This window comes from Pseudomonas sp. PAMC 25886, from assembly GCF_000242655.1.
Taxonomy (GTDB): Bacteria; Pseudomonadota; Gammaproteobacteria; order Pseudomonadales; family Pseudomonadaceae; genus Aquipseudomonas.
The window spans coordinates 140,511-164,292 of record NZ_AHHC01000045.1; the positions used below are offsets into that span (position 1 = coordinate 140,511).

Annotated in this window: 23 protein-coding genes; 8 read left to right on the plus strand and 15 right to left on the minus strand. The window is 57.2% G+C overall.

Annotated elements, in window-relative coordinates:
* The first annotated feature begins 69 nt into the window (after nucleotides 1–69).
* Nucleotides 70–969 (plus strand): LysR substrate-binding domain-containing protein, encoded by a 900-nt coding sequence (locus MUM_RS0114665; RefSeq protein ID WP_029615908.1) that lies wholly within the window; start codon nucleotides 70–72, stop codon nucleotides 967–969.
* A gap of 415 nt (nucleotides 970–1,384) precedes the next feature.
* Here MUM_RS0114665 and MUM_RS0114670 read toward each other — a convergent pair whose 3' ends face one another.
* A complete protein-coding gene (locus MUM_RS0114670; RefSeq protein ID WP_010170993.1) occupies nucleotides 1,385–2,419 on the minus strand; it encodes a DUF1214 domain-containing protein in 1,035 nt (344 codons plus the stop codon).
* A 367-nt stretch (nucleotides 2,420–2,786) separates the two neighbouring features.
* Nucleotides 2,787–3,725, minus strand: a complete 939-nt coding sequence (locus MUM_RS0114675; RefSeq protein WP_010170995.1) for a SphA family protein — start codon at nucleotides 3,723–3,725, stop codon at nucleotides 2,787–2,789.
* A gap of 354 nt (nucleotides 3,726–4,079) precedes the next feature.
* On the opposite strand from MUM_RS0114675, the gene MUM_RS0114680 reads away from it, so the two are divergent.
* A complete protein-coding gene (locus MUM_RS0114680; RefSeq protein ID WP_202946957.1) occupies nucleotides 4,080–5,024 on the plus strand; it encodes a MurR/RpiR family transcriptional regulator in 945 nt (314 codons plus the stop codon).
* Between the two features lie 41 nt (nucleotides 5,025–5,065).
* Here the strand turns inward: MUM_RS0114680 and MUM_RS0114685 are convergent, their stop codons facing one another.
* The 9 genes from MUM_RS0114685 to MUM_RS0114725 all read right to left on the minus strand — a co-directional run bounded on the left by MUM_RS0114685 (nucleotide 5,066) and on the right by MUM_RS0114725 (nucleotide 15,922).
* Entirely contained in the window at nucleotides 5,066–6,283 is a 1,218-nt protein-coding gene (locus MUM_RS0114685; protein ID WP_010171000.1) for a DmpA family aminopeptidase, read from the minus strand.
* Between the two features lie 21 nt (nucleotides 6,284–6,304).
* The gene (locus MUM_RS0114690) at nucleotides 6,305–7,633 is read right to left on the minus strand and encodes an aspartate aminotransferase family protein (protein ID WP_010171002.1); all 1,329 of its coding nucleotides are present in this window, start codon (nucleotides 7,631–7,633) and stop codon (nucleotides 6,305–6,307) included.
* Nucleotides 7,634–7,699: 66 nt separating this feature from the next.
* Complete coding sequence (locus tag MUM_RS01000000132560) at nucleotides 7,700–8,521, minus strand: ABC transporter ATP-binding protein (RefSeq protein WP_010171004.1); 822 nt, start codon at nucleotides 8,519–8,521, stop codon at nucleotides 7,700–7,702.
* Between the two features lie 35 nt (nucleotides 8,522–8,556).
* Complete coding sequence (locus MUM_RS0114700) at nucleotides 8,557–9,276, minus strand: ABC transporter permease (protein WP_010171006.1); 720 nt, start codon at nucleotides 9,274–9,276, stop codon at nucleotides 8,557–8,559.
* Nucleotides 9,273–9,959: an ABC transporter permease gene (locus MUM_RS0114705; protein WP_010171008.1), complete on the minus strand. Its 687-nt coding sequence runs from the start codon at nucleotides 9,957–9,959 to the stop codon at nucleotides 9,273–9,275. The genes MUM_RS0114700 and MUM_RS0114705 overlap by 4 nt, the downstream gene beginning before the upstream one ends.
* A gap of 10 nt (nucleotides 9,960–9,969) precedes the next feature.
* Nucleotides 9,970–12,051 (minus strand): oxidoreductase, encoded by a 2,082-nt coding sequence (locus MUM_RS0114710; RefSeq protein WP_010171010.1) that lies wholly within the window; start codon nucleotides 12,049–12,051, stop codon nucleotides 9,970–9,972.
* A gap of 123 nt (nucleotides 12,052–12,174) precedes the next feature.
* The gene (locus tag MUM_RS0114715; RefSeq protein WP_010171012.1) at nucleotides 12,175–12,951 is read right to left on the minus strand and encodes an ABC transporter substrate-binding protein; all 777 of its coding nucleotides are present in this window, start codon (nucleotides 12,949–12,951) and stop codon (nucleotides 12,175–12,177) included.
* A 28-nt stretch (nucleotides 12,952–12,979) separates the two neighbouring features.
* Nucleotides 12,980–14,314 carry an acetyl ornithine aminotransferase family protein gene (locus tag MUM_RS0114720; RefSeq protein ID WP_010171014.1) on the minus strand — a complete coding sequence of 445 codons (1,335 nt, stop codon included), beginning with the start codon at nucleotides 14,312–14,314 and terminating at the stop codon, nucleotides 12,980–12,982.
* Nucleotides 14,315–14,350: 36 nt separating this feature from the next.
* Nucleotides 14,351–15,922, minus strand: coding sequence for an aldehyde dehydrogenase family protein (locus tag MUM_RS0114725; protein ID WP_010171016.1), 1,572 nt, complete (start codon nucleotides 15,920–15,922; stop codon nucleotides 14,351–14,353).
* 246 nt (nucleotides 15,923–16,168) lie between these two features.
* On the opposite strand from MUM_RS0114725, the gene MUM_RS1000000135035 reads away from it, so the two are divergent.
* On the plus strand, nucleotides 16,169–16,357 hold the full coding sequence (locus MUM_RS1000000135035) for a helix-turn-helix domain-containing protein (RefSeq protein WP_202946958.1): 189 nt from the start codon (nucleotides 16,169–16,171) through the stop codon (nucleotides 16,355–16,357).
* A 74-nt stretch (nucleotides 16,358–16,431) separates the two neighbouring features.
* On the opposite strand, the gene MUM_RS0114730 is transcribed toward MUM_RS1000000135035, so the two are convergent.
* A complete protein-coding gene (locus MUM_RS0114730; protein WP_141629503.1) occupies nucleotides 16,432–16,710 on the minus strand; it encodes a hypothetical protein in 279 nt (92 codons plus the stop codon).
* 901 nt (nucleotides 16,711–17,611) lie between these two features.
* Between MUM_RS0114730 and MUM_RS0114740 the strand changes: the two genes are divergently transcribed.
* Together MUM_RS0114740 and MUM_RS0114745 are read left to right on the plus strand one after the other, a co-directional pair.
* Nucleotides 17,612–17,884 (plus strand): helix-turn-helix domain-containing protein, encoded by a 273-nt coding sequence (locus MUM_RS0114740; RefSeq protein WP_010171022.1) that lies wholly within the window; start codon nucleotides 17,612–17,614, stop codon nucleotides 17,882–17,884.
* A 581-nt stretch (nucleotides 17,885–18,465) separates the two neighbouring features.
* On the plus strand, nucleotides 18,466–19,269 hold the full coding sequence (locus MUM_RS0114745; protein WP_010171025.1) for an SIR2 family NAD-dependent protein deacylase: 804 nt from the start codon (nucleotides 18,466–18,468) through the stop codon (nucleotides 19,267–19,269).
* 112 nt (nucleotides 19,270–19,381) lie between these two features.
* On the opposite strand, the gene MUM_RS1000000134910 is transcribed toward MUM_RS0114745, so the two are convergent.
* Entirely contained in the window at nucleotides 19,382–19,621 is a 240-nt protein-coding gene (locus MUM_RS1000000134910; RefSeq protein WP_010171027.1) for a hypothetical protein, read from the minus strand.
* Nucleotides 19,622–19,981: 360 nt separating this feature from the next.
* Here MUM_RS1000000134910 and parS point away from each other — a divergent pair, with 360 nt between their 5' ends.
* Nucleotides 19,982–20,506 (plus strand): type II RES/Xre toxin-antitoxin system antitoxin, encoded by a 525-nt coding sequence (gene parS, locus MUM_RS1000000134890; RefSeq protein WP_274379890.1) that lies wholly within the window; start codon nucleotides 19,982–19,984, stop codon nucleotides 20,504–20,506.
* Nucleotides 20,507–21,216: 710 nt separating this feature from the next.
* Here parS and MUM_RS0114755 read toward each other — a convergent pair.
* Nucleotides 21,217–21,966, minus strand: a complete 750-nt coding sequence (locus tag MUM_RS0114755) for an SDR family NAD(P)-dependent oxidoreductase (protein ID WP_010171031.1) — start codon at nucleotides 21,964–21,966, stop codon at nucleotides 21,217–21,219.
* Between the two features lie 102 nt (nucleotides 21,967–22,068).
* Here MUM_RS0114755 and MUM_RS0114760 point away from each other — a divergent pair, with 102 nt between their 5' ends.
* A complete protein-coding gene (locus MUM_RS0114760; protein ID WP_010171033.1) occupies nucleotides 22,069–22,428 on the plus strand; it encodes a winged helix-turn-helix transcriptional regulator in 360 nt (119 codons plus the stop codon).
* Nucleotides 22,429–22,495: 67 nt separating this feature from the next.
* On the opposite strand, the gene MUM_RS0114765 is transcribed toward MUM_RS0114760, so the two are convergent.
* Nucleotides 22,496–23,233: an SDR family NAD(P)-dependent oxidoreductase gene (locus MUM_RS0114765; RefSeq protein ID WP_010171035.1), complete on the minus strand. Its 738-nt coding sequence runs from the start codon at nucleotides 23,231–23,233 to the stop codon at nucleotides 22,496–22,498.
* Between the two features lie 103 nt (nucleotides 23,234–23,336).
* Between MUM_RS0114765 and MUM_RS0114770 the strand changes: the two genes are divergently transcribed.
* Nucleotides 23,337–23,708, plus strand: a complete 372-nt coding sequence (locus MUM_RS0114770) for a winged helix-turn-helix transcriptional regulator (RefSeq protein WP_010171037.1) — start codon at nucleotides 23,337–23,339, stop codon at nucleotides 23,706–23,708.
* The last annotated feature ends 74 nt before the right edge of the window (nucleotides 23,709–23,782 follow it).

Sequence of the window (23,782 nt, forward strand, 5' to 3'; positions counted from 1 at the left end):
CACCGTATTCTGGGTGGCTGCCTCACACAATCGAATAAAAGTCGCGATATCTGTGCGCCGGGCTCACATATGAGACAAAGACTTCCACCGCTGCATGCGTTACGCATTTTTGAAGTGGCCGCCCGTTCTGGCAGTTATTCGGCGGCGGCTCGGGAGTTGAACCTGACTCATGGCGCCGTGAGTCGGCAAATCGCCGTCCTGGAAGACTGGCTCGGCCAGCCGCTGTTCGTGCGGGATGGGCAGAGCATGGTGGCGTCTCCTCATGCCCGGGCACTCGCGCGGGAAATCAGTGCCGCGTTCGATCACATCGCGGACGCGGCCGAACGTTATGGCAAGAACCAGCGACTGAAAGTCATTCGGGTTAGCGCCTCCGCCACAGTGGCGATGCGCTGGCTGATCCCCCGACTGCCGTCATTCGCCGAGATTTGCCCGGGCGTGGATGTTCGAGTTTCGACTGTCCTTTCGACGCAACCTGAGTTCACCGGAAGCTTTGACGTTGCGATACGCCGGGCCGTACCGCACGGTGGCCAATTTCAGGCCATTCACTTGTTTTGCGAGTTGAATACGGTCATCGCGAGTCCGTCCCTGATTGCCCGAACCGGCGTCCAGACGATTGAGCAACTGGCCGCGCAGACCTGGTTGACCACCGAAACCCGGCCGGGTGATTGGGAACGCTGGCTGGAGGTCGCGAATTACCCGACGCTTCGCGCAAATAGAGCGCTGCGCTTCGACCATTTTTTTGTGACCTTGCAGGCCGCCGTGGATGGGCTTGGTTTCGCCATCGGTCCCTTTCCAACACTGGAAGAGGAATGCTCCGCCGGACGTTTGCAGAAGGCCTTTCCCGAAGTGCGTTCACTTGGCTCAACTTACTATGCGTTGGTTCCGCTCGACGCCGACAAGCCCAGCCACCTGAGGGCGTTTGTCGATTGGTTGCAATCATTGAGTGGGGCGGGTGAGGGGACTTGGTGAGGGGCACTGCGTATTTCGATTTGGTCCATGGGCTACGCGAGTCGTGACGTTGAATCATGGCGCTGGTTTTTTACTTTGAGTCGCAGCATCGGGTCACGGTTGACTTGTGCCTTGAACATCATAACTTTCACGGGGCAATGTTGCCTGGGTTGGAGTGCTGCTACTGCCCGATGGCAGCCGTTCTCGACCGGCGGCTTTCGGCCAATAAGGGTCAGTCGAATGATCAAATATAGACGGCCAAAAGCAGCATGGTGCGAATCAAATCTGGCAGGGTGATCCCGTTTTAAAGAGAACACATTACTCATGCGTCTTTCGCCACCGTATTTGCCAGCAATCGCTCCGTGACAGTCTTCGACACTTCGCCTAAAGAAACGCACTGCTGAAAAGTTGACGCCAGCAGTGCAATCGAGGGAGGTTAATTTGCCTGCTGCGCCGTCGGCACTTTCCAGCTGTTGTCCAGAACAGCTTGTTGCGGGCGATACATCCGGAATAGGTAATTCCATCCTGGCATGATCGGCAGGTAGTTCACCGCAGTGGTATCGCCGCCACCGAAGTGAATCGTCACCGAGCCATCGGCGTTCGGTTTCGCCGTGACGTTGTTGACGGTGTAGGCATTCTGCGGGTTTTTCTCGAAGAATCCGGACTTGTTATAAACACTTACCGACCAAAAACCGTCTACGGGGACGTTCTTGACTGTGAGTGCGTAGGCGGTCTTGCCATCGTTCTGAGCCGGAGCTGCCCCTGTGTACATCGCAGCAGTTCGAGGGTTTCCGCCCCAGCCCGCAGCGGTTCCTAGCAGGTGCTGCACGGGATCGACCTGTTCCTTGCTACCGAACATGCGATCCGAATCGATCCCACCGGCAGCCTCGACCACGCTAAGCAACGCTTTGCGCATTTTGTCCCGCGAGGCGGCGTCCCACTCTGGAACGACGAAGGTTCCGACAGACTTCTGCTCAACTTTCACCGCGTCCTGCAACTCGTGCACGGTCTTGAGATCCGCCGCGCTATTGGGGTCGACAAAGGTACGAATCGCCAAAGCCACGTAGCGTGTTCCGACTTGCTCCTTGGTGATGATGTGTTTGCCCGGTGCGTAAAACACCTCGGGGGCATAGTGATCTTCGCTGATGACTTGCAGCGCCATATAGCGCTTTCCTGCATCGGGCAGGGTTACGGTCACCGGTGAAGCCTCAAGGTCGAATACGCCAAACGAGTACAGAGTGTCACGGTTCAACCGAATCACGGTCTGGTGATCGATGGACGCCAACTCGCGCGTGTGGCTGAATTTGCCGAAGCCACCGTCCCTGACGAAATTGCTGAAGTACATATCTGATTCAGCACGAGCAAAGTTGGCTGCCGTCACCGTTTGCGTTTTCGCCTCCTTGGCAGTTGCAGTCAACGTCCAGCCCAAGATGGCCAGGATCAGGGCAGTTTGCATAATTCGAACTTGCATATATCGCTCCTTGCTATGCGGAATATGGAGTATCCGGGCGTTGATGTCATGCGAGAACATCGGGACATACTTGCGAAAGCCGTCTCTTTGTAGCCTTGTGGACCCGACCGTGCCCTATGCAGCGATATGTTCGAAACACCAAGACAGAACACTTTCTTTTTTTGGATTACAGAAATGTAGCTTATGGATTGAGTTTCGCTACAAGGCGAGCCTGATTGGCCCGGGTCAGACACGCAACGGGGGAGTGTTGATCGAACAGATCAGTAACAGTGAGTCTAGTGAGCTCATTTGAATGACCACTTCTGGCCGGTGGCTGCCCTTCATGAGCAGCGGATTTCGACCCAAAGGAGACCGTTGCGTAATATAACTAACCAGACAGAGGTATGACCAAGGATAACCAGGTGTTCCAGCCCTCTGGCCGATTCTCTGCATCAAACTCGTAGTAGCCTTTTAGGTTGACGTACCAGAGGTCTTTGCCGACCTTGAAGAAATGCCCGGCTTGGGGTCCTACGGCGCTGACTTTTGATTTGAAGTCGCCCAAGGTGGCACCGCTACCGCTATCCCCTGTGATCTGATTGTAGAAGTAACCAACCACGCCCAACTGAGTCTGGCTTGTGATGAAGTGCGAGGCACTCCAGTCCACGTGAGCATCTACGCCATTTTTATAATGGGTATCTGGGTTCTCCCAGTTGTAGGTCAGGCCCGCTACGACGGAAAACTCGTTGGTTTTGTCGAAATATGTGTATCCACCGCCGGCGTCAAGCGATGCATGGCCAAGTCCGATGTTCACCAATCGATCCGGGTCATACGCGCCGACTGGCAGGTTACCCATGCTGTAAGCCATGAAGTTGTGAACGCCATAGTTCCATTTCAGAGTGCCCAACAAGTAGACGTCGCTTGCACCCTTCAAACTGTCGTTCGCTCCACCGGAAAAGCTTCTGCCACGGGGACCGGTCAATGTCGCATCCACGCTCGCTTCGGATTTCCCAACGGCGGCTACCATCGAGATTGCAGCTTGAGCCCCTAGCAACGGTTCGGTGAATGTGTAGGTCGGGCTGGCAAACAGCAGATCAGCTTTTGCATCCAACCCAAGTGTGGTTCGCCCCCCTCTGGGGAATGGCTTGCTGCCGCCGTCGCTGGCGTTAACGTGGTAATAGACAAGTGGAAGACTCCAGCCTGGGGCAGTTGGCGCCGCCGCCAGCGTACCGAATTGGCCCGGGAGCCAGAAACTAATGCCGCCGTCATCAGCGTTCACGGTAAAAGCAGTAAGTAAGGCAAGAACGCCAATCAGTCTTCTTGTAGTCATCAGGAGGCTCTTTCAGGCGGACGATGATGATTTTTACGATTGTGGTAATCGAGTTAAGAACGCACTGAAAATTAGCTTAGGCGAATTTACATTTTTCGCAGGTTGCTGCCACGAGCGGCCGCAACTGGCCGATTGCTGCCTGTCGCGAGGGGTACCTAACGGTCAGAAGCTGTCATTGACCATCTACAAGATCAGGGCCCGTTTAGCGGCTGAATGCGCAGCAATGGGTACCGGTCCACCTGGCTGGAGTTGTTGACTCTAATGGCTAAGCGCCAAAGCTCGCATGCATAAGGGTGCCGGAGATTCAGACACTGAATATTGCGGTCCAGTCAGCTGATTTCTGAAGTTGCTGGTGTGTCGTTGAGGACGAAATGTGCTGTTGATTTCTCACTGCATGTTAGAATTTGTGCGAAATTAGGGGCGAAGCGATCTATGGATAAGCACCAACTAGACAAGCTCATTGAAGAAACCTTTCACTCGCTTACACCGACACTCCAGCGTGCAGCACGCTTCATTCTTGACCATCCCAACGAAGTTGCCTTGCAGTCGATGCGCACGGTGGCCGGTATGGCTAAGTTACAGCCAGCGTCGATGCTGCGTCTGGCTCGGCAGTTGGGTTTTGGTGGTTATGAAGAGCTGCGCGATTGTTTTCGCCGCTGGTTGACGGAGCGCGATTCGATGTTCACTCAGCGCGCTGACGCGCTGCGCAAACGTTCGAAGGGCGATCAAAATACCGGGCTGATCAGCGAGATGTTGAGTGCCGAGCAGGCCAACCTGGAAGACACGTTCAGCCCTGAACGTTACGAGCAGATTCTGGCGGCACATGGCTTGTTGACCAGCGCCAGGCATATTTATGTTGTTGGTTTGCGCAGTCTTTTTCCCGCAGCGTATTACTTCAGTTATGTCTGTGGAATGTTTCTCAATAATACCACCTTGCTCAGCGGCATTGGCGGTGCGTTCGCCGATGAGTTACGGCGCATTGGCCCGGAAGACGCATTGGTGGTGTTCAGCTATCACCCCTATGCGCAGGACGCGTTGCGTGCGGTGCAGTTTTCCCGCGAACACGGGGCCAAAATCGTTGCGATCACCGACAGCCCGGTATCGCCGGTAGCGGCGCCTTCCGATGTGTTGATTGTGGTGCGCAACGCTACACCATCGCTTTTCCCTTCGGTGGTTCCCGCGCTGGCAGTGTCCCAGACGCTGGCGGCCTTGCTGGTCGCCAACGGCAGTGAAGACAGCCTGCAGAAAATCGCCAACAGCGAAGCCCAACTCAAGCAATTCAGCGTTTACGTCGAATAAACCTTGCAAGCACCTCCTTGCAGAGGTGCTTGAGGTTGGCCTCAGGGTTGCAGCCGATTGTATTTTTTCAGGATTGCGTTCAGTTCGCCGTGGGGCAGGGCGTATGACGTGTAACCGTTGATGCCGGTCATGTCGCGAGCCGCTACCAGAGCATTGGTGATGGCTTCTTCTGTCGCCTGCACGGTGGCATTAAACACCGGGTCAATTTTGTCGTTCGGAAACTGGGTAACCGTGACCGGATTTTCTTCTTCGACATCGTTGATGGCGTCGCCTGTCGAGAAGGACACGATGATGTCACCCGATCCATTCCCTGCGAACGAACCCATGCGAGCCAGCCCCATCGAGGCGCGTTTGGCGATGCGGTTCAACTGGGTACTCAGCAGCGGTGCGTCAGTGGCGACTACGATGATGATTGAGCCTTGATCCTTGCTCGGGGCACCGCCATCGCCGTTTTTCAGGCAATGCGGTGTTTTGTCCGTCGCCGCAACACCCGGTTGGAAGCAGCCCAGCCATTTTTGCGCCAGCTCCTGGCCGACCGGCGCACCGGCTACGCGCAAGGTGTCGCGCTGCCCGGTGTTGCATTGCACCAGCACACCCACGGTGTACGACTTGCCATCGACCTCAATCACACGCGATGACGTACCGATGCCGCCCTTGAAACCGAAGCACACCATGCCAGTGCCGCCGCCCACGTTGCCTTCCTGTACGGCGCCACCCTTGGCCACTTCGATCGCCTTGATCGCATGCTCCTGCTTGACGTGCAAGCCTTCAATGTCATTGAGGCGGCCGTCCCAGGTTTCCGCCACCACCGGCCAGATCGCATTGCCGAACGTCTTGGCAGACCATTCGGTAATCCCCGCATACACCGGACCGATGGCATTGGTGTTGGAAATGCCGATCGGGCCGTACACCAGGCCGAAATCCTGTAGATACGATTGCCCGGTCATTTCGCCGTTGCCGTTCAGGTTGAAGAACCCGCCGTTCACCGCTTTCACCGACGCCTTGCCACGCGGGATGACCATGGTCACCCCGGTGTGTATCGGGCCTTTCCCTGGCACCAGTTTGCCCTCGCCACTGTTGAGGGTGACCTGGCCGACTTCCACGCCGGCGACGTCGGTAATGGCATTGAGTTTCCCCGGCGTCCCTTCAAAGGGAATGCCCAGGTCCCGGGCACGTGGTGGTTCAGCAGCCAGCGCGGCCTGACTGATCAGGGCGGCACCGCAAGCCAGGAGCACAGAGTTCAGATAACGGTGATTCATTGCTTTTGCCTCTTGTGGTTGTCATTGAAGGGCGAGCGTTTCATCCAGCGCCACGGCGAGTGTGTCGACCGCGAACGCCAGTTGTTCCGGAGTGCTGATATAGGGCGGGGCGAGCAACACGTGATCCCCCGTGACGCCATCGACCGTGCCGCCGCCGGGGTAGCACAGCAGGCCGTGCGCCTGGGCGGCCTGTTTGATTTTTGCGTGCAGGCGCAAGCCCGGCACGAACGCCCGGTTACCGTCGCGGTCCTGCACCAGTTCGATGGCCCAGAACAGGCCACGGCCGCGAATATCACCCACATGGGAGTGCTTGCCGAAGCGCTCGTTGAGCAGCCCGCCAAGCAGTTCGCCGCTGCTGCGCACGGTGGCGCAGAGGTTCTGTTCGATGATTTCCTGTTGCACCGCCAGGGCCGCGGCGCAGGCGATTGGATGGCCGACGTAGGTGTGACCATGCTGGAAACTGCCACTGCCGCGGCTGATGGTTTGCACCACTCGGTCGCTGGCCATTACGGCGCCAATCGGTTGAAAACCTCCGCCGAGACCCTTGGCCAGAATCAACAGGTCAGGCACCACCCCTTCCTGTTCGAAGGCGTGATAGCTGCCGGTTCGACCGATGCCGCACATCACTTCATCGAGAATCAACAACACGCCATAGCGGTCACAGACTTCACGCATCCGCGCCAAATAACCCGGCACTGGCGCTACCGCACCGGAGGTCGCACCCACCACCGTCTCGGCGACAAACGCCGCCACGGACTCGGGACCCAGATCAAGAAAGGTATGTTCCAGTTCCAGGCCCAGGCGCTCGACATAGTCAGCGTCGCTTTCATCAGCCAGGCGGTAGCGAAAGGCGAAGCAGGGTGAGACTTGGGTGGTCTTCATCAGCAACGGTTCATACAACTTCCGCCGTGGCAGATTGCCGCCGATGGCCAGCGCACCGAGGGTGTTGCCGTGATAACTCTGGCGACGGGACACGAAGTGACAACGCTGAGGCTGGCCGTTCTCAACGTGGTACTGGCGCGCCATTTTCAGTGCCGTTTCCATGGCTTCCGAGCCGCCGGACAGAAAGTACACGTTGCCCAGCGTTGCGGGACTTTGCCCGGCCAGCAGGCTGGCGAGTTGTTCCGCCGGCTCGCTGCTGAAAAAACTGGTGTGGGCATAGTCCAGCGTTTCCATCTGGCGCTTCATCGCCGCGATGACCTTCGGATGCTTGTGGCCCAGGCACGATACAGCCGCACCGCCGGAGCCATCGAAGTAGCGCTGGCCGGCGGAATCGATCAAGTAGCAGCCCTCGCCACGCACGGCGAGGGGCAACGTCAGGGCAGGATTTCGGTGAAAAATATGAGTCATACGGACACTTCCTTGGCGTCACCCGTCATGGGGATTTAACGCGACTTGTCTCGGTTGTTTGATTTTTTAGATTGATGAAACAAATGGTTTATTTTCAGGCGTGGCAAAGGGTTCAGGGCTGCGCAGCGACGTCCCGAGGAAAGCCTTGAGTCGTTCGCTGGCAGGCGAGCGGAACAGCGTCGCGGGCGCGCCTTGCTCCTCGATCCGGCCCTGGTGCAGGAAGATCACCTGGCTGGACACCTCGCGGGCGAAGCTCATTTCATGGGTGACCATGATCATGGTGCGGCCCTCGCTGGCCAGGTTCTGGATAACCGTCAGCACTTCACCGACCAGTTCGGGGTCAAGGGCGGACGTCGGTTCGTCGAGCAGGATCATTTCTGGTTCTACGGCCAGCGCCCTGGCAATCGCGACCCGTTGCTGCTGGCCACCGGAGAGCTGCGACGGGTAGCTATGGGCGAACCGCGCCGGGTCCATTTGCACCTTGTTCAAATAGTGCAGGGCTTTTTCCGTGGCTTCGGCCCGGCTCAGTTTCTGCACGCGCATGGGCGCGGCGATGACGTTTTCCAGCACGCTCAGGTGCGCCCATAAATTGAAACTCTGAAAAACCATCGACAGCTGTGTGCGCAGGCGTTGCAGCTGGCGCGCATCCCTGGCCTGCAGGCTGCCGTCACGCGTGCGCTTCATGGCGATGGGCGTGCCATCCCAGATGATCTCGCCGGACTGCGGTTGCTCCAGCAGGTTCAGGCAGCGCAGGAAGGTGCTTTTGCCTGAGCCGCTGGAGCCGATCAAGGTGATCACGTCGCCGGCATTGGCGGTCAGCGAAACACCCTTTAGCACCTCGTGCTGACCGTAGCGTTTGTGCAGGTCGTTGACCTGGAGTTTGGACATGTCTTTCACCTTTGCAGCCATGCCTGGCTGTCTTGTCATGGATGGGTTGACCGAGGGCGCAGGTACGCCAGCCATTTGCTTTCGGCAAGGCGAAACAGCAGGAACACCAGGCCGGTAAACAAGGCGTAGAGTACCAATGCGGCGATATAGGCTTCGTAAGGCGAGGCGTAGCGCATGCTGATCGAGCGGCCGACCCCTGCGAGGTCAAGCAAGGTGATGCTGGACGCCAGCGCGGTGCAATGCAGGGTCAACACCACTTCGTTGCTATACGCCGGGATTGCCCGGCGCATCGCACCCGGGAGGATGATGTGGCGCATCTGCGTCCACCGGCTCATGCCCATGGCGCGAGCCGCCTCGATCTCGCCGTGAAAGGTTTTCTGGATGCAGCCCGCCAGGATTTCAATGGTGTAGGCCGCAGTGTTCAAGCCAATCGCCAGCCATGCGCAGATGTAAGCCTCTCGTAGATACGTCCAGGCCCAACTGGAGCGGATCCAGCCGATCTCGGCGAGGCCGAAATAGATGATGTAGATCTGCACCAGCAGCGGTGTCCCGCGAAACAGGTAGGTGAACAACCAGACCGGCGTTCGCAAAAGCGGGTTGCTCGACACGCGCAACAACGACAGGGGAATCGCCATCACCAGGCCGAGCCCCAGTGATGTGATGAACAACTCGACCGTCAGCAGCAGGCCTGTGGTGCGGGTGCCGTCGCCCCACAGGAACAGCGCCAGGTTATCGAACACGACATGCCAGTTCATAAGGTGATCTCCTTGCTGCCAGCGGCATAGTGCGCCGCGATAAACCTGAGGGCGACAACCGAGACCGTGCTCAGCAGCAGATAAATAAGCGCCGCGACGATCAGCAATTCCAGGCCGTGGCCAGTGGCTTTACCGGCCGAGCGTGAAAGGAAAATAAGTTCGTTCAGGCTGACCATCGACGTGATGGCGGTGGCCTTGAGCATCACCAGCCAGTTGTTGCTGATGCCGGGCAGGGCGAAGCGCATCATTTGCGGCACGACGATATGCATCTGGATTTGCAACGTGTTGAAGCCGAACGCCTGTGCCGATTCCGCCTGGCCCTTGTCGACCGCCAGGAAGGCGCCGCGAAAGGTCTCGGCGAGGTAAGCCGAATAGATCACCCCAAGAATGATGATGCTGGCAGCAAAGGCATCAATATCGAGCGCCTGAAAGCCCATGCGCTGACCGAGCAGGTTCAGCGCGGTCTGCCCGCCGTAGTAGAGAAACAGCAACCAGACAAAGTCCGGCGCGCTGCGCATCACCGACGTGAAGGCGGTGGCGGGCCAGGCCAGCCAGCGGTGTTTTGAAAGCTTGGCGTTGGCGACAAGCAGACCCAGCGCCAATGCCACTGCAAAAGAACACACGCCGACTTTGATCGTGACCAGGGCACCCGCGAGGATGCTGTCCGCATATCCATAAAACATGTTCGTATTCTCACTGTTCAAAGAGGGGCGCAGGTGTGCAAATCAATGGCAGCTCGCGCGCGTATTCGTGGGGCGCAAGGTCGCTGTCCAGATAGCGTGAGAACTTGTGACCCTGATACACGGCCGCCGCGATCGTGCCGGGCGCCAGGCTGTCGCCAATCAGGCTGACCGTACTGATGCCCGCTTCGCTCAGCGCAGCCCCCTGGCCGAGCAACGCTTCATGCAGTTCATCCCTGGGCAGGCGGGCGGTGACGTTAATCAGCGACTGACAGGCCAGTACCTGTGTGCGCCCGCTGATCTCGCAACGCAGATGCACGCGACCTGACTCAAAGCGGGTGATGTTGTGATGCCGGACCAGATCAACCTCCAGCGTCATCAGGCGCTTTAGGATGTGGGTCGACTCCAGGGTGTTGCCAGCCCAACTGGCGATCTGCAGGGCAGGGGTGACCAGGATCACTTTCAGGCCCAGTTCGACGCAGCGTTCTGCCAGGACATTGCCCATGTAGTAATGGTCGTCATCGAAAATGACCACCGGACTCTCCGGAAGATGCCCTGCCATCAGGTCATCCGGCGTGTACACGCCGGGCGAATCGAAACCGGGGATGGCCCAGCCATTTGCCCTGCCGATGCCATCGCGACGCCAGTAGGCACCGGTGGCAATCGCAACGTGGCCCGCGCCAAATTCGAGGATATCGCTGGCGCTCATCGGGCTCATGCGATAGATGCTGACATTGGTCATGGGTAACAACTGGCCGATACGCCATTCGCGAACCCGCCCCCATTCGCGCAGACCGGGCAGGCCGGATTCGCGCAAAACCCGTCCACCCAACTCTGCGCCGGCTTCAGCCAGGTGCACTTCATAGCCGCGCTTGGCAGCGGCCAATGCGGCCTCCAGCCCTGCCGGTCCGGCGCCGACGACCAGTAATGTCTTGTCGGACCCGCGGACCGGAATTTTTTCCGGGTGCCAGCCGCGTCGCCATTCCTCCCCCATGGTTGGATTTTGAGTGCAGCGCAGGTTGGAGCTGGAATAGTCACTGGACACACAGATGTTGCAGCCGATGCATTCGCGAATGTCATCGGTGCGGCCCTCGTTGATCTTGTTCGGAAGGAACGGGTCGGCAATCGAAGGTCGGGCCGCGCCGATGAAATCCATCACGCCGCGACGAATCTGGCTGACCATGGTGTCTGGCGAGGTGAAACGGCCCACGCCCACTACCGGTTTGCTGGTCAGGGATTTGACGAACGCGGTGTGCTCCTCCTGATAACCCTCTTGTTTGAACCGCGAGGTCACGCTGTCATTGGCCCAGCTGCTGACGTTGACGTCCCACAGGTCGGGCAGTTCGGCGAGCATCGCAATGATGTCGCGACCTTCTTCGGTGCTGACGATGCCATCCGGCCCCAGTAACTCCTCGACGCCAAGGCGCACGGCGACGGCGCAACGATCACCCACGGCGTCTTTGGTGTCCTCGATCAGTTCGCGAAGGAGGCGCACGCGGTTTTCCAGGCTGCCGCCGTACTCGTCGCAGCGATCATTCTTGCGGCGCTGCAAAAAGTGCATCGGCAAGCCGAGGTCATGGGAGGCGTACACGTAGACGATGTCGAACTCGGCGCGTTTGGCCCGTAATGCAGCCTGGCGATGCCACTGGCGCAGTTCGCGAATGTCGCTTTTGCTCATGGCGCGGGCCTGCACCGGCGCGTTGTAAGTGATGGGGCGGTGCGAAGGGCCGATGGGAATCTCGCGGCTTTCGTAGTTCGCACACGACGGGCCGTGGTGCATGATTTCGATGCCGGCCAGCGCGCCGTATGCGTGGACGGCTTCGGTCATCAGCGCCAGGGCCGGGATGTCGAGGTCGCTCCAGAGGCGACCCTCGTGAAAAGGCGAGCAATCGCTGCTCGGATGGATTTCCACTTCTTCGGTACAGATCACGCCCCAACCGCCTTCGGCTTTGATCCGACGCAGTTGCGCGAGCCCGCGCGGTTGCGTCCAACCCATGCCGTTGCAGTGCGGTACCTGGAAAAAGCGATTCTTCGCCGTGACCGGGCCTATCTTCATCGGCTCGAACAGGATGTTGAAACGTGGATCGCGAGACACGGCAAAACCCTCCGGCTGATCACGCAGCCGCGTTGTTCTTATTGTTCGTACTAACCGGTTAAACGCAGGAGCAGCCGGTCGACTGCTCTTGCACGGACAGGCGCAGGTAGCGCCCGCCAGCGATCAGAGGATCGGTACGTCGAAGTACTTTTTGCGCAGGGTTTCGTACGTACCGTTGGCGATGATTTCCTTGAGCGCCTTGTCCATGGCCAGGCGCAGATCGTCGTCTTCCTTGCGCAGGCCGATGCCCTGGCCGTCACCGAAGTACCGCGGGTCGTTGAGCTGTTGCCCGACCAGCGCAAACCCTTGGCCATTCGGTTTCTTCAGGAACCCTTCGACGCCCGGAATGGTGTCTTGCAGCGTGGCGTCCAGCCGGCCGTTTTTCAGGTCCATAAAGGCTTCCTCCAGCGACGGGTAGCTGACGATCTCGGCCCCGCCCTTGGCGAGTACTTCATTGGCGAATTTCTCGTGGGTGGTTTCGCGCTGCACGCCGATGCGGATGCCTTTGAGTGTCGTGGGCTGCGCCGCGTCAAAACGCGCCCCGGCCTTGGCGATCAGTTGCACCCAGGAGGTGTAGTACTTGTCGGTGAAACCGATCTTTTGCTTGCGCTCCGGCGTGATGGTCATGGAGGCGACAATCGCGTCGAACTTGTTGGCCAGCAGCGCCGGGATCATCCCGTCCCAATCCTGAATCGCCCAGGTACAACGGGCTTTCATTTGCTCACAGAGGGCGTTGGCGATATCCACATCGAAGCCCCTCGGTTTGCCGTCCGGCCCTATTTCATTGAACGGGCTGTAGGCGCCCTCGGTCGCCAGGCGAATGTCCTGCCAATCCCTGGCCTGGGCGGCCAGCGCCGCCAGGCTCAACACAACAGCCAATACACCGTGCAGCTTCTTCATGTCTACGTTCCTCGGAGAGTGATGGTGGTCAGTCGTTCAGGGTTTCAGCCAGTGCCGAGTCGAGTAACTCGATGGCTTCGTCACACAGGTTTTTGTCGATCATCAAGGGCGGCATCAAGCGCACGGTGCTGACACCGCAGGTCAATAGCAGCAAGCCCTTGCGGTAGGCGGTATGCAGCAAACGGTCGGCGAAAGCCTTGGCTGGCTTGCGGGTGGTGCGGTCGGTAATCAGCTCGATGCCGATCATCAGGCCCTTGCCGCGCACTTGGCCGATCAGGTCCGGGTAGCGTTGTTGCAATTCGCCGAGACGGCCCATCAAGTACTCGCCCATCTGCGCGGCGTTCTGCATGAAGCCGTTTTCGACCAGCTCCAGCGTCGCCGACGCCGCCGCACAGCACAGTGGGTTGCCGCCGTAGGTGTTGCCATGGGCGCCGCGTTTCCACTGTTGCATGATGGTTTTTTTCGCCGTGACCAGGCCGATCGGCAGCCCCGAACCCAGGCCTTTGGCGAGGGTGATGATGTCTGGCTTGAGGCCCCAATGCTCACACGCGAACATCTTGCCGGTGCGCCCTGCACCCGATTGCACTTCATCGGCAATCAGCAGGATGCCGTGGCGATCACATAACGCGCGCAAGCCTTCAAGAAATCCGTCCGGCGGCACCAGGTAGCCGCCTTCACCCTGAATCGGTTCCAGCAGAATCGCCGCCACTTCATTGGCCGGAACGTTGCTTTGGAACAACACGTTTTCCAGGTAGTCGAGTACTGCTGCGCCCTGATCCTCGCCCGCCAGCAGGGGCCGGTAGTTGTTCGGATAAGGAATGTGCGTGACGCCCGGCATGCTCGGAAAGAACCCTGCCTGTTGCGTGTACTTGCTCGCCGTGAACGCCAGTGAGCCCATGGTGCGGCCGTGGAACCCGCCGATGAAACCGATGAACCGCGAACGCCCGGTGACGTAGCGGGCCAGCTTGATCGCGCCCTCAACGGCCTCGGTGCCGGAGTTGCAGAAGAACGTCATGGCCGGCTCACCGAAAGGCGACAGGCGATTGAGGGTCTCTGCCAGGTGCACCTGTTCTTCGTGCCAGTAATCGGAGGAAATGTGCAGGAATTTGTCCGCTGCATCCTTCACGGCCTGGACCACTTTCGGGTGGCTGTGGCCGGTGGAGCAAACCGCGATGCCGCTGGCGAAATCGATAAAGCGATTACCGTCCACATCCCAGACCTCGGCACCTTTGCCATGGCTCATCACGAATGGGTAATCGCGCGGGTAGGAGGGTGAGACGACGGCGCTGTCCCGCTCGATCATAGCGAGGGAGTTGGGGCCGGGAAGTGCGGTAAACAGATGCTTGTTGTGGTTGTTATGCACGTGCGTTGTCCTCTGTAAATACTATGAAACGGGGGGTTACTCGACACGGGTCTGGGATTGTTCTCGCAGGTACTGTGGCAAGTAGTAAAACGATGCAATGGCTTTGCCGGTGTTGCCCGATCCCTTCCAGCCACCAAATGGCTGATAGCCTGGCCAGGCACCGGTCGTGGCCCCCTGCGGACGGTTGGCGTAAGTGACGCCGGCCTCGATGGTGTCGAAGAACGCGTCTGTTTCCTTGTCGTTGCCATAGAAGCCTGCGGTCAACCCGTACTGGCTTGCGTTGGCCAGGTGAATGGCCACATCAAGGTTTTTAACGCGTGCGAGCATCACGATCGGCAGGAACATTTCGACGGCCCACAGCGGGTGGTCAAGCGGTGCTTCCGCCAGCGTTGGTGCGCAATAGAAACCGGCGACGTACGACTCACTCTTGAGCTGTTCGCCGCCGGTGATCAAGCGTGCGCCGTGCTCTTGCAGTTGCTTGCTGTAGGCGGCGAAATCGTCATAGGCCTTGCGAGTGGAAACCGGGCCCATCCAGTTCCCGGGCACAGCCGGGTCGCCGATCTGAATAGCGTGGATTTTCTCCGTGAGCAGCGCGATCAACGAGTCCGCGACCTGTTCTTCGACGTAGATGCGCGACAATGCCGAGCACTTTTGCCCTTGCATGCCGAAGGCTGAACGAAGGATGCCCAATGCCGCGCGTTCCAGGTCGCCGTGGCGGCTGACGATGACCGCATTCTTACCGCCCATTTCAGCGATACAGGGCCGTGGATAGGCTTTGTCGAGTTGAGCCCGCGTAATCCGCATGCCCACCTCAAAGGAGCCGGTGAAGGTGATACCGGCGGTGTACGGGTGCTCGACCAAGGCTTGCCCGGCGAGGCTGCCGCTGCCGTTGAGGTAGTTGAAAACACCGTCGGGAATGCCGGCGTCGCGAATGCATTCAGCCAGCAGGATGCCGGACCAAGGCGTCTCCCTTGCGCCCTTGAGCACCACTGTATTCCCCGTCACCAGGGCGGCACTGGCGGGGCCGCCGGCAAGAGCGAACGGGAAGTTGTAAGGCGCAATCACTGCCCAAACGCCATAGGGTTTGAGCACGCTGCGATTGGTGCTGGTGAAATCGTCCAGCGGGTCGTTGGGCAGGGCGTGATCGAAGCCGTTGTTTTGCTCCATCAGGTCGCAGTAATGATCGAAGAACACTGCGGTTTCCTGCACTTCACCCAAGGCTTCCATGCGGTTCTTGCCGGTTTCAAGACTGACGGCGGCGGCGATCCGGTAGACCCTGTCTTCAATCAGTCTTGCTACCTTGCGCAACAGTTCGATCCGGGCTTGCCATGGCGTGGCACGCCAAGCCGGAAAGGCTTTGCTGGCCGCTTTCATAGCGGTGTCGACGTCCTCTTCCCGTGCCATGTGGAAACGCCCCAACAACCAGTATTGGTCGATCGGGCTGCGCTTTTCGATCTTCTGCGGGCTGAACACCTGCTTGCCGTCGATGAACAGCCCGTAGTCGCGTCCCAGGTCGTGTTTGAGCGCAGCCAGCGCCCGCTCGAATTGATCGTGCAGCCCAGCGGGCGGGTTGAACATCGTGGAATAGGTCAGCTTGAAATCGCTCATTATTATTTTCCTCGGGTGCCTGCCGGCACGGCGACTTGGGGGTGAAGGGTTGACTTAATAATTCATCTGAATCATTTTGTAGTCAATAGATACATGTGGATTATTTCTGCGATCGCTGCATGTGCTCAGTCATTCAGAGGGCTGCAAGCTCGGGAGCGGAAACGTTGTGTGAGATTTTCTCCGTGCCACCTTTGTGTGGCATGGAAGCAGGCCTTCATCTAGCGCGCCCTCCGTCATGGCTGAGCCATGGCACCCGCCTCGGTGCAGGAACAGGTGTCTTCACAGCGAGGTGTTGCGGAAGTTGGGCTTGCAGTCGGTTATGACAGCCCCTCGCAGTTCAGCCGCGAGTACCGACGTTTTTTTGGTAGGCCTCCGCGCGAGGATGGGGAGGTATACCGATCTGCTGCGATAGGTGTTTCAGGGGCGGCAACTTAACCCTGCAAACTATGAGTGCGTCGGTTCAACGTGCTAGCAATAGGAGGGGCTGCCATTCCCAAGCTAACTCCGTCTTAGTACCACGGGTTGACGGTAGTGTATGCCCACCATGCCGCCGATGTTTTCTGCTGGATGGTTGGCCACCCAGGCTTATTGAAGAGGAGTGCCAACGCGGGGCCATCCAAATACTCATCCGCCGTGACATGGAATTTATCGCCCATCACGCCGACGATGTTTTGGTCTTGCATAAAGCGGGACCGGTGTGGACCGATGCTCGTTCTTTTTTTGCTGATGCTGAGCGGGCGCAGCGCATTGGCGTTGGGCGACCGTTGGCCATTGAGCTGTGCCAGCATCTTTGCCAGCCGGCGACTTTGAGTCTGGACCAGGCTCTGAGCGCATGACTGGAACAACACACGGGCTAACTGTAATTCCTGATAAAGAGTTACCCGCTTCGCATCGTTGGTGCCTCCAAGAGCCCGTCAGGAAGAAGATCGCCGTTTTCTTCAAAGCTTCTTACCTGGCTCAGAGGCAAGCGTTTTTTTCCTGCGGTAGGTGCCTTTCTGCCAGGAAGGCGAGGCCGTTTGAAATCAGCTACTTCCGCCATAGGGAGCCGTAGAGGGACTCGCTATCGCCCTGGAGCCTTTCCAGCCCACGCGATGGTGTGTGGTTTTGGAGGTGCTGAAGTGAATACAAAACCCGTGAACTCTTTTTTTTCCGTAAGTCTAGGTCGCCGACTTTGTAGCTTGCGATGGCGGTTCGATAAACAACCGCGTTTGCGTTAGTTGCGACCCCCTGAAAGACAACGATGCTCTCAAGCTTCTCAAGAGCCCATTCACTTCGACCGCTGACCGTCGGAGGACACATCATGTGGACATGCTCGACCACGACGTCTTTCACCGCGGAAAGGTAATGCTGCAATTCATACGCGCATTCGATCACAGCAGCTCGGTTTTTCTCACCCGTGCGCATAGACGTGATGGTAGCGATGAAGCAAGGACCTTCGATTTCGCCGTGAGTCCAGGTGCGAACCTCTCGATGGGCTGCGTCAAAAACAAAAATCACTCAAGGCACCGTAATAAGTGAGTTATGGCTGCTCAAGTGAGCAGCAAGGACTGGCCCGACGTAAGGATGGCGTACGGGGAGGATTACGGCAGAGAATCACACGAACACACTAATTCTACCTAAATGAATACTATAGATTGTAGTCCTATAGTGCTCAAAAAGGCTTCATCGTTCCTTTTGCGAGGAACGGTAATGGAAGTCAAAGAAGCCTTCGGGATTGCGTTGCGTAACGCGCGCGCACGGCGAGGTCTAACTCAGGAAGATTTTCACGGTATCAGCAGCAGGACATACCTGAGCACCCTAGAAAGGGGTCTTAAGAATGTCACCTTAGAAAAAGCAGTCGAGCTTGCCAGACGTACCGGGGTCCACCCGTTGACCCTTATAGTTGAAATGTTCTTGATTCTCGATCCTGAAGCGGATCTTGCTTCCCTGTTTAAGCAAGTCATCAAAGAAATCGAGTCCTGATTTTGGGTCCAGCTAAGAGAAATCAACGGCGGCCAAGAGGCTTAGCCTCCGGTGTTTCGAGCTCAGGGCGGAGTAAAACGCTTTTCGTCTGCGCATGCCGCTTGCATTTCGATATTTGAAAAATGAACACTATAGGGCACAATGCTTACTCAGCAGACGAAATCAGGTCGCCGCTGTCGATTTTAGGGTAATAGCATAGACATGCGTAAAACCTCCAACGTCTAAGTCGGCCCCTTCTACACAGAAATGCCTATGGCTGACGCGGCTATTCCCTGACTTACACCGCAAGAAAACACCAACCTGGAGGCCCGCATAATCATTTCAAAACCGCGGAAAATTTTTCTCAGGTGATTGAGGTGATGGAACGCGCCGGATTGCTTTGGGCTAGCGCAAGGTACGCAGTATCAGGTGCCGACTGCTAAACAAAAACGCTCGTAAGGCTGGGGTCGAATAGAGGAGGGCAGTGATAGCGATACATTACGCTGCCCTAGTCCCTGCTCCATCTGTATTTGTCGGTAACGAAATCGGGAATTCGCGTAAATGCGCGATGAATCGTCAGCACGTAAACAGAGGCCGATCAGATGGACGACATGAGCAGGGCTACACAAGCTCTTCGTGCGGCTCGAAAGGTTGTATTTTTCACAGGTGCAGGTATATCAGCAGAGAGTGGTATTCCCACTTTCCGGGATAAGCTCACGGGGCTATGGGCGAAGCATGATCCCCAGCGCCTCGAAACGGCAACCGCGTTTCGAGAGAATCCGGCTTTGGTTTGGGGTTGGTACCTATGGCGTCGCAATCAGGCGAAGCAAGCAAAACCTAACGCCGCACACCACATGGTTACGCACCTGGCTGACTCAGGCCGAAGTGTCTTCGTGGTAACTCAGAATATTGACGACTTGCATGAGCGTGCCGGCTCTCGAAATGTATTGCACCTCCATGGAAGCTTGGCCACACCGATCTGTTTCGCATGCAAGCGTGCTGCGGACCTGACAAACGAGCAAACGGCGATCTCAGATGAGTTCGAGTTAATCCAGCCACCTCGTTGTCTGCGCTGCAACGGTCGGCTCCGTCCCGGGGTAGTTTGGTTTGGGGAAGACCTCCCAGACGGAGCGTGGAAAACAGCGATGGCTGAAGTGAAAAGCTGCGACGTCCTGATATCCGTCGGCACCTCAGGCATAGTCCGCCCTGCGGCTGATATTCCCGAAATCGCTGTGGCAGCAGGTGCAACGGTCATCCATGTCAACTTGACAGACGTGTCTCTTGGTAATCCCAACGAGTTGATGTTGGTAGGCTCGGCAGTGGAGGTATTGTCTCTCCTACTGCTAGCCATCAATGATCCTTCCCCAGCAAACGCTCCAACAATTTACGTTGACGATGCTCTATAAACGGTAGAACAAACCGACCGAGTGGCGGTAAGTCTTGAGGCGGGCGATGAAGATTATTGAACGAGTCGAGATAGACGCAGTAACCGACGTAAAGTGCGACGTGTGTAGGCGCTCAACCCGATTGGAGATGGATGGACTTCAGTTCGCCACTCTCCAAGCACATTGGGGTTTTGGCACAAAACATGATGGAGAACGCTATGAGCTTCATCTCTGTGAGAACTGCTTCTTCAGAACGATTGCTTACATAAAGCAAGAGCGGCGCATACAGAGTCTTTTCGATGAAAGTGAGCAAGCTAACTCTGAAGAACTTGGCTTGGTTGTCAGGGATGACTTTTTTGGTGACTTCGGGCATCGGTAGCCATCCAGCTTGGTCAATGAGACAACGTTCTTCAGCAGTTGCAGAATCAATTTTCGTTCGACTTCAGACAGTCCGCTGAGCGCCAAGATGAAGGCTCTTCGATCCCATGAAGCGGTACCGGATACCCTTTGCTTTGCTTCCTTTGACCTCGCGCGGTTCCCTCTGGAAAGCTCGGCCGCGGCAGGGAATAACCTTAAAACTCACTAATTGAATGGCTCCGGCGCGGTTCCGAATTTCCGCCAATCCTGATAGGCGGAAATTGGGATAAAAGAGGAGGGCGGTCATCCACTTCAAAAGACGTATGAAATTGGCCCCCTGCGAAGCGCTTAACACGTATTCGACTGCTGACACCGGATGATAGGATTATCAAAATCCTGCTTCCCGCGTGAAGGAGTAGAACCATTGAGCACTTCAGCACCTGAGCGGCGCCAAAATGGAAAGCATGAGAGGGTGCGTAACTTAGGGGCCGAGGAGTTTTGGGCCTTCAGTTCCCATCGCTTAGCGCTGAGGGATTCTGAGCGGCTGGCCCAGATCAAGAACGGATTTCCAGCCCATCTTTTTCAGGCCATGCGCCGAACTTTTAACCTTCAAGAACACGCCTTGAGTGTTCTCCTCAATACCTCGAAGACAACGCTTGAACGACGAGTTAGTGAGCACCGAGCCCTTGGTGCCGCCGTGTCCGAACGCCTAGATCGCATAGCAACCGTTTCACACTTGGCAGAAAGAGTATTTGAGGACCGAGATGCCGTAGTGCAATGGATGACAAGGGCGAACAAGACCCTGGCCGGGAACGCACCAATCCTGCTCTGCGAGACTGAAATTGGTGCTCGGCAAATCCGCCGGGTACTCCGTGCTTTAGACTCTGGAGGCGTAGCTTGATTGCATCTCTTGGATAATTCAAAACGGGAAAGCAACGATTTTTAGTGGTGTTAAATACGGAAGTAACACGAAGAACTGGTACGTGCTTTCGGTAAGGAAAAAGCTGGTGGAGAGTTCGGACCTGCGTCTCGCATGCGTGACGCCTGTTACGAGCAGCTCGTCGTGCACGCCAAGTCTTGAGGGACACTAAGCGTTGGTTGTCGGAATGTTTAATAAAATCTCAGGCTTGGTCATGTCAACACACGCTGTAGGATGCATCAGTAAGGAGAAACAGCTTACGGAATTCTTTGCAATCAATTTGGCAGTAATTATCGGAAGCAGAGTACATTTAGGAAGTGAAAAGTTGGTCTCGAGCTCGAGGAGAAGTAAGAAACCAATCGGCATGAACTTTGGAAGAGAAAAATCGACGCGGTGTGAGCTACGACATTTTTGCCAGATGTGCGCTCAAGGCTCGGAAGCAATTCGTTGGTCCCGTGTAAAACGCGTCAGTTCTCACGATTACTTCACGTTCCGAACCAAGAATTGCTTCCGAGGACTAGAGAGTAGACGTCAAATACGGATTCGTCGAATCAGTGACTTACGTGGCTTATGAACATATCTGACATAGCATCTGGTTTAACATAATATACATTATGCGTAATCATATGATTCGTTATCAGGGGCAGTGCCAGTCAGATTTCAACGGGCACCGCCCCTCAAAACGCTGCGTCTCAGACTTGTGCAAACCCACCGTCCACAAACATTTCACTGCCGGTCATGAAGCTGCTTTCATCCGACGCCAGGAACAACGCCGCCGCCGCAACTTCTTCCGGCTGACCGATGCGTCCCAGCGGCAACTGTTCAACCATGCTGTCAACGATCGCATCCTTTTGACCGGTACCCGAAAGCGCCAGGTCCAGGCCTGGTGTCGCGATCGGTCCAGGCGAAAGTACGTTGACACGAATGCCCGTGCCTTTCAGGTCAAGCGCCCAGCTCCTTGCGAAGTTACGCAGCGCCGCTTTTGTGGCGCTGTAGACGCTGAAAGCCGGTGTTCCCATGGTTCCTGTGGTCGAACCGGTCAGGATGACTGAGCTGCCAGCACTCATCAGTGGCAATGCTTTTTGCACGGTGAACAGTGTGCCTTTGACGTTGATGCCGAAGGTACGGTCAAACGATTCCTCGGTGATCGATCCGATCGGCTGGAAATCCCCCAGGCCGGCATTGGCAAACAGCACGTCAACCCGACCTTTGGTGGCTTTCACTTGAGCGAAGATTCGCTCCAGATCCTCCAGATTTGAAATGTCACCTCGGATAGCGACAGCGTCAGGTCCGATCAGCTGCAGCGCTTTATCCAGTTCTTCCTGCCGCCGTCCGACGATCACCACCTGCGCGCCCTCAGCCGCAAAGCGAATGGCCGTTGCCAAGCCGATGCCGCTGTTGCCGCCGGTCACCACCGCAATTTTCCCGTTGAGCCTGCTCATGATTAACTCCAAAGAATAACGTTGAGGCCCAACTGTAGAACTGCGCTATTCTTTTGAATAGTATGCACCTTTTAGTAAGTACCCTCCGGAGCCTGCACAACCATGGCCAACAACTCTTTCAACTGTGGTCTCGAAGCCGCTCTGGCGGTGATTGGTGGCAAATGGAAGCCGCTCGTTCTGTTCAACCTGGCGCAGAATGTTCACCGATATGGCGAATTAAGGCGCGCAGTTGGCGGTGTCACCGATAAGGTGCTGATCCAGCAACTCAAGGAACTGGAGCGTGACGAGATCGTTGAACGCGTTGATTTCCACGAAATACCGCCCAAAGTCGAGTATTCCCTGACGCCCTTCGGGCAATCCCTGGCCACAGCGTTGGGTGCACTGTGCCAGTGGGGCACGGAACATATGCAAACGGTGGAACGCATTGCTGAACGACGCACGTCTGCCCTCGCCCAACCCTGATCCCCTGCCCCTGATACCCAACTCAACTAAATGGATATTTAGTTGAGTTATCACCCTTCGAGCGGCCTTACAGCCCCCCACTGACCACCAGTACATCGCCGGTGACCCAGCCCGACTCATCCGATGCCAGGAATAACGCCGCTTTCGCAAGATCCTCGGGCAACCCCATCCGGCCCAATGGCGTCTGGTCGATCAGTACCTGGCTCATCTCGCTTTCCATCATGCTCCGCGTGCCATCGGTACGTGTCGGCCCGGGGTTGAGCGTGTTAACCCGTATTCCTTGCCCACCCAACTCCTTGGCCAGTACGCCGCTGATGCCCTCCAATGCGCTTTTGCTCGCGGTGTACACCGCAGACGTGGGGGGTTTCATGTGAGTGACATTGGAACCGATGTTAATCACGCTGCTGCCCTCCCCCAGATACTTCGCGGCAGCTTGCGTCATCAGCAGCGGGCCCAGCACGTTGATGTCGAACACCTTATGAAAGTGCCCTTCGGTGATCCCGGCCAGTGGCGCGAACTCATAAACGCCGGCGTTGTTGACGAGGATATCCAGCCGCCCAAAGGTTGAAATGGCCGCCTCGACAATCCCGATGGCCTGGGCACCAACGGACACGTCGCCCTTGACCGCAATCGCCTTGCCACCCGACGCATGGATCTGCGCGACCACGGCCTGCGCACCGCTCTGGCTGCTGGAATAATTGACGACAACCGAGGCTCCTTCCGCGGCGAACAAGACGGCGATCGCCGCGCCGATGCCCTTGGATGCACCCGTTACAATGGCTACTCTATTGACCAAACGGCCCATGACGAATCCTCTGAATGTCACTCGAATGCGTTCACAGTAAGTCGCCCGAAAAATCATTGTAAGTAGGCACTTTCAAGTAACCGGGTGCCCTGGAGTCATGCCGATGTCATCGATCCAAATCGAAAAAACACCCTGCGAAACAGGCGAATCCGAGGCCCAACGGTGTGCAATGAGGGTGCTGCTGGAGCTGATTACGGCGCCGTGGACTTTGCATATCCTGCTGGTACTGACGGCCGACGGCCCTACCCGGTTTGGCGCTTTGCGGCGTCGGGTCGAAGGCATCTCTGCGCGGGTGTTGACTGTGCGTTTGCGCTCACTCGAAGAGCGCGGGCTGTTGGTCCGCAGGGCCACATCGAGCAAATCCCCCGAAGTCACGTATTACCCCACGGCGCGCCTGCACGACATGCGCGAGTTCATGCAGCAAATGCGCGACTTGTCGCTTAAGTGGCAGGACGAGGACCTGCGCAACACCTAGCCGGTTACTCTGCCGTACCTGCTTGTATACCCGGGCCGCGCTACTTAAGCTTGCCGCTCTTTTGATGCCGCCCG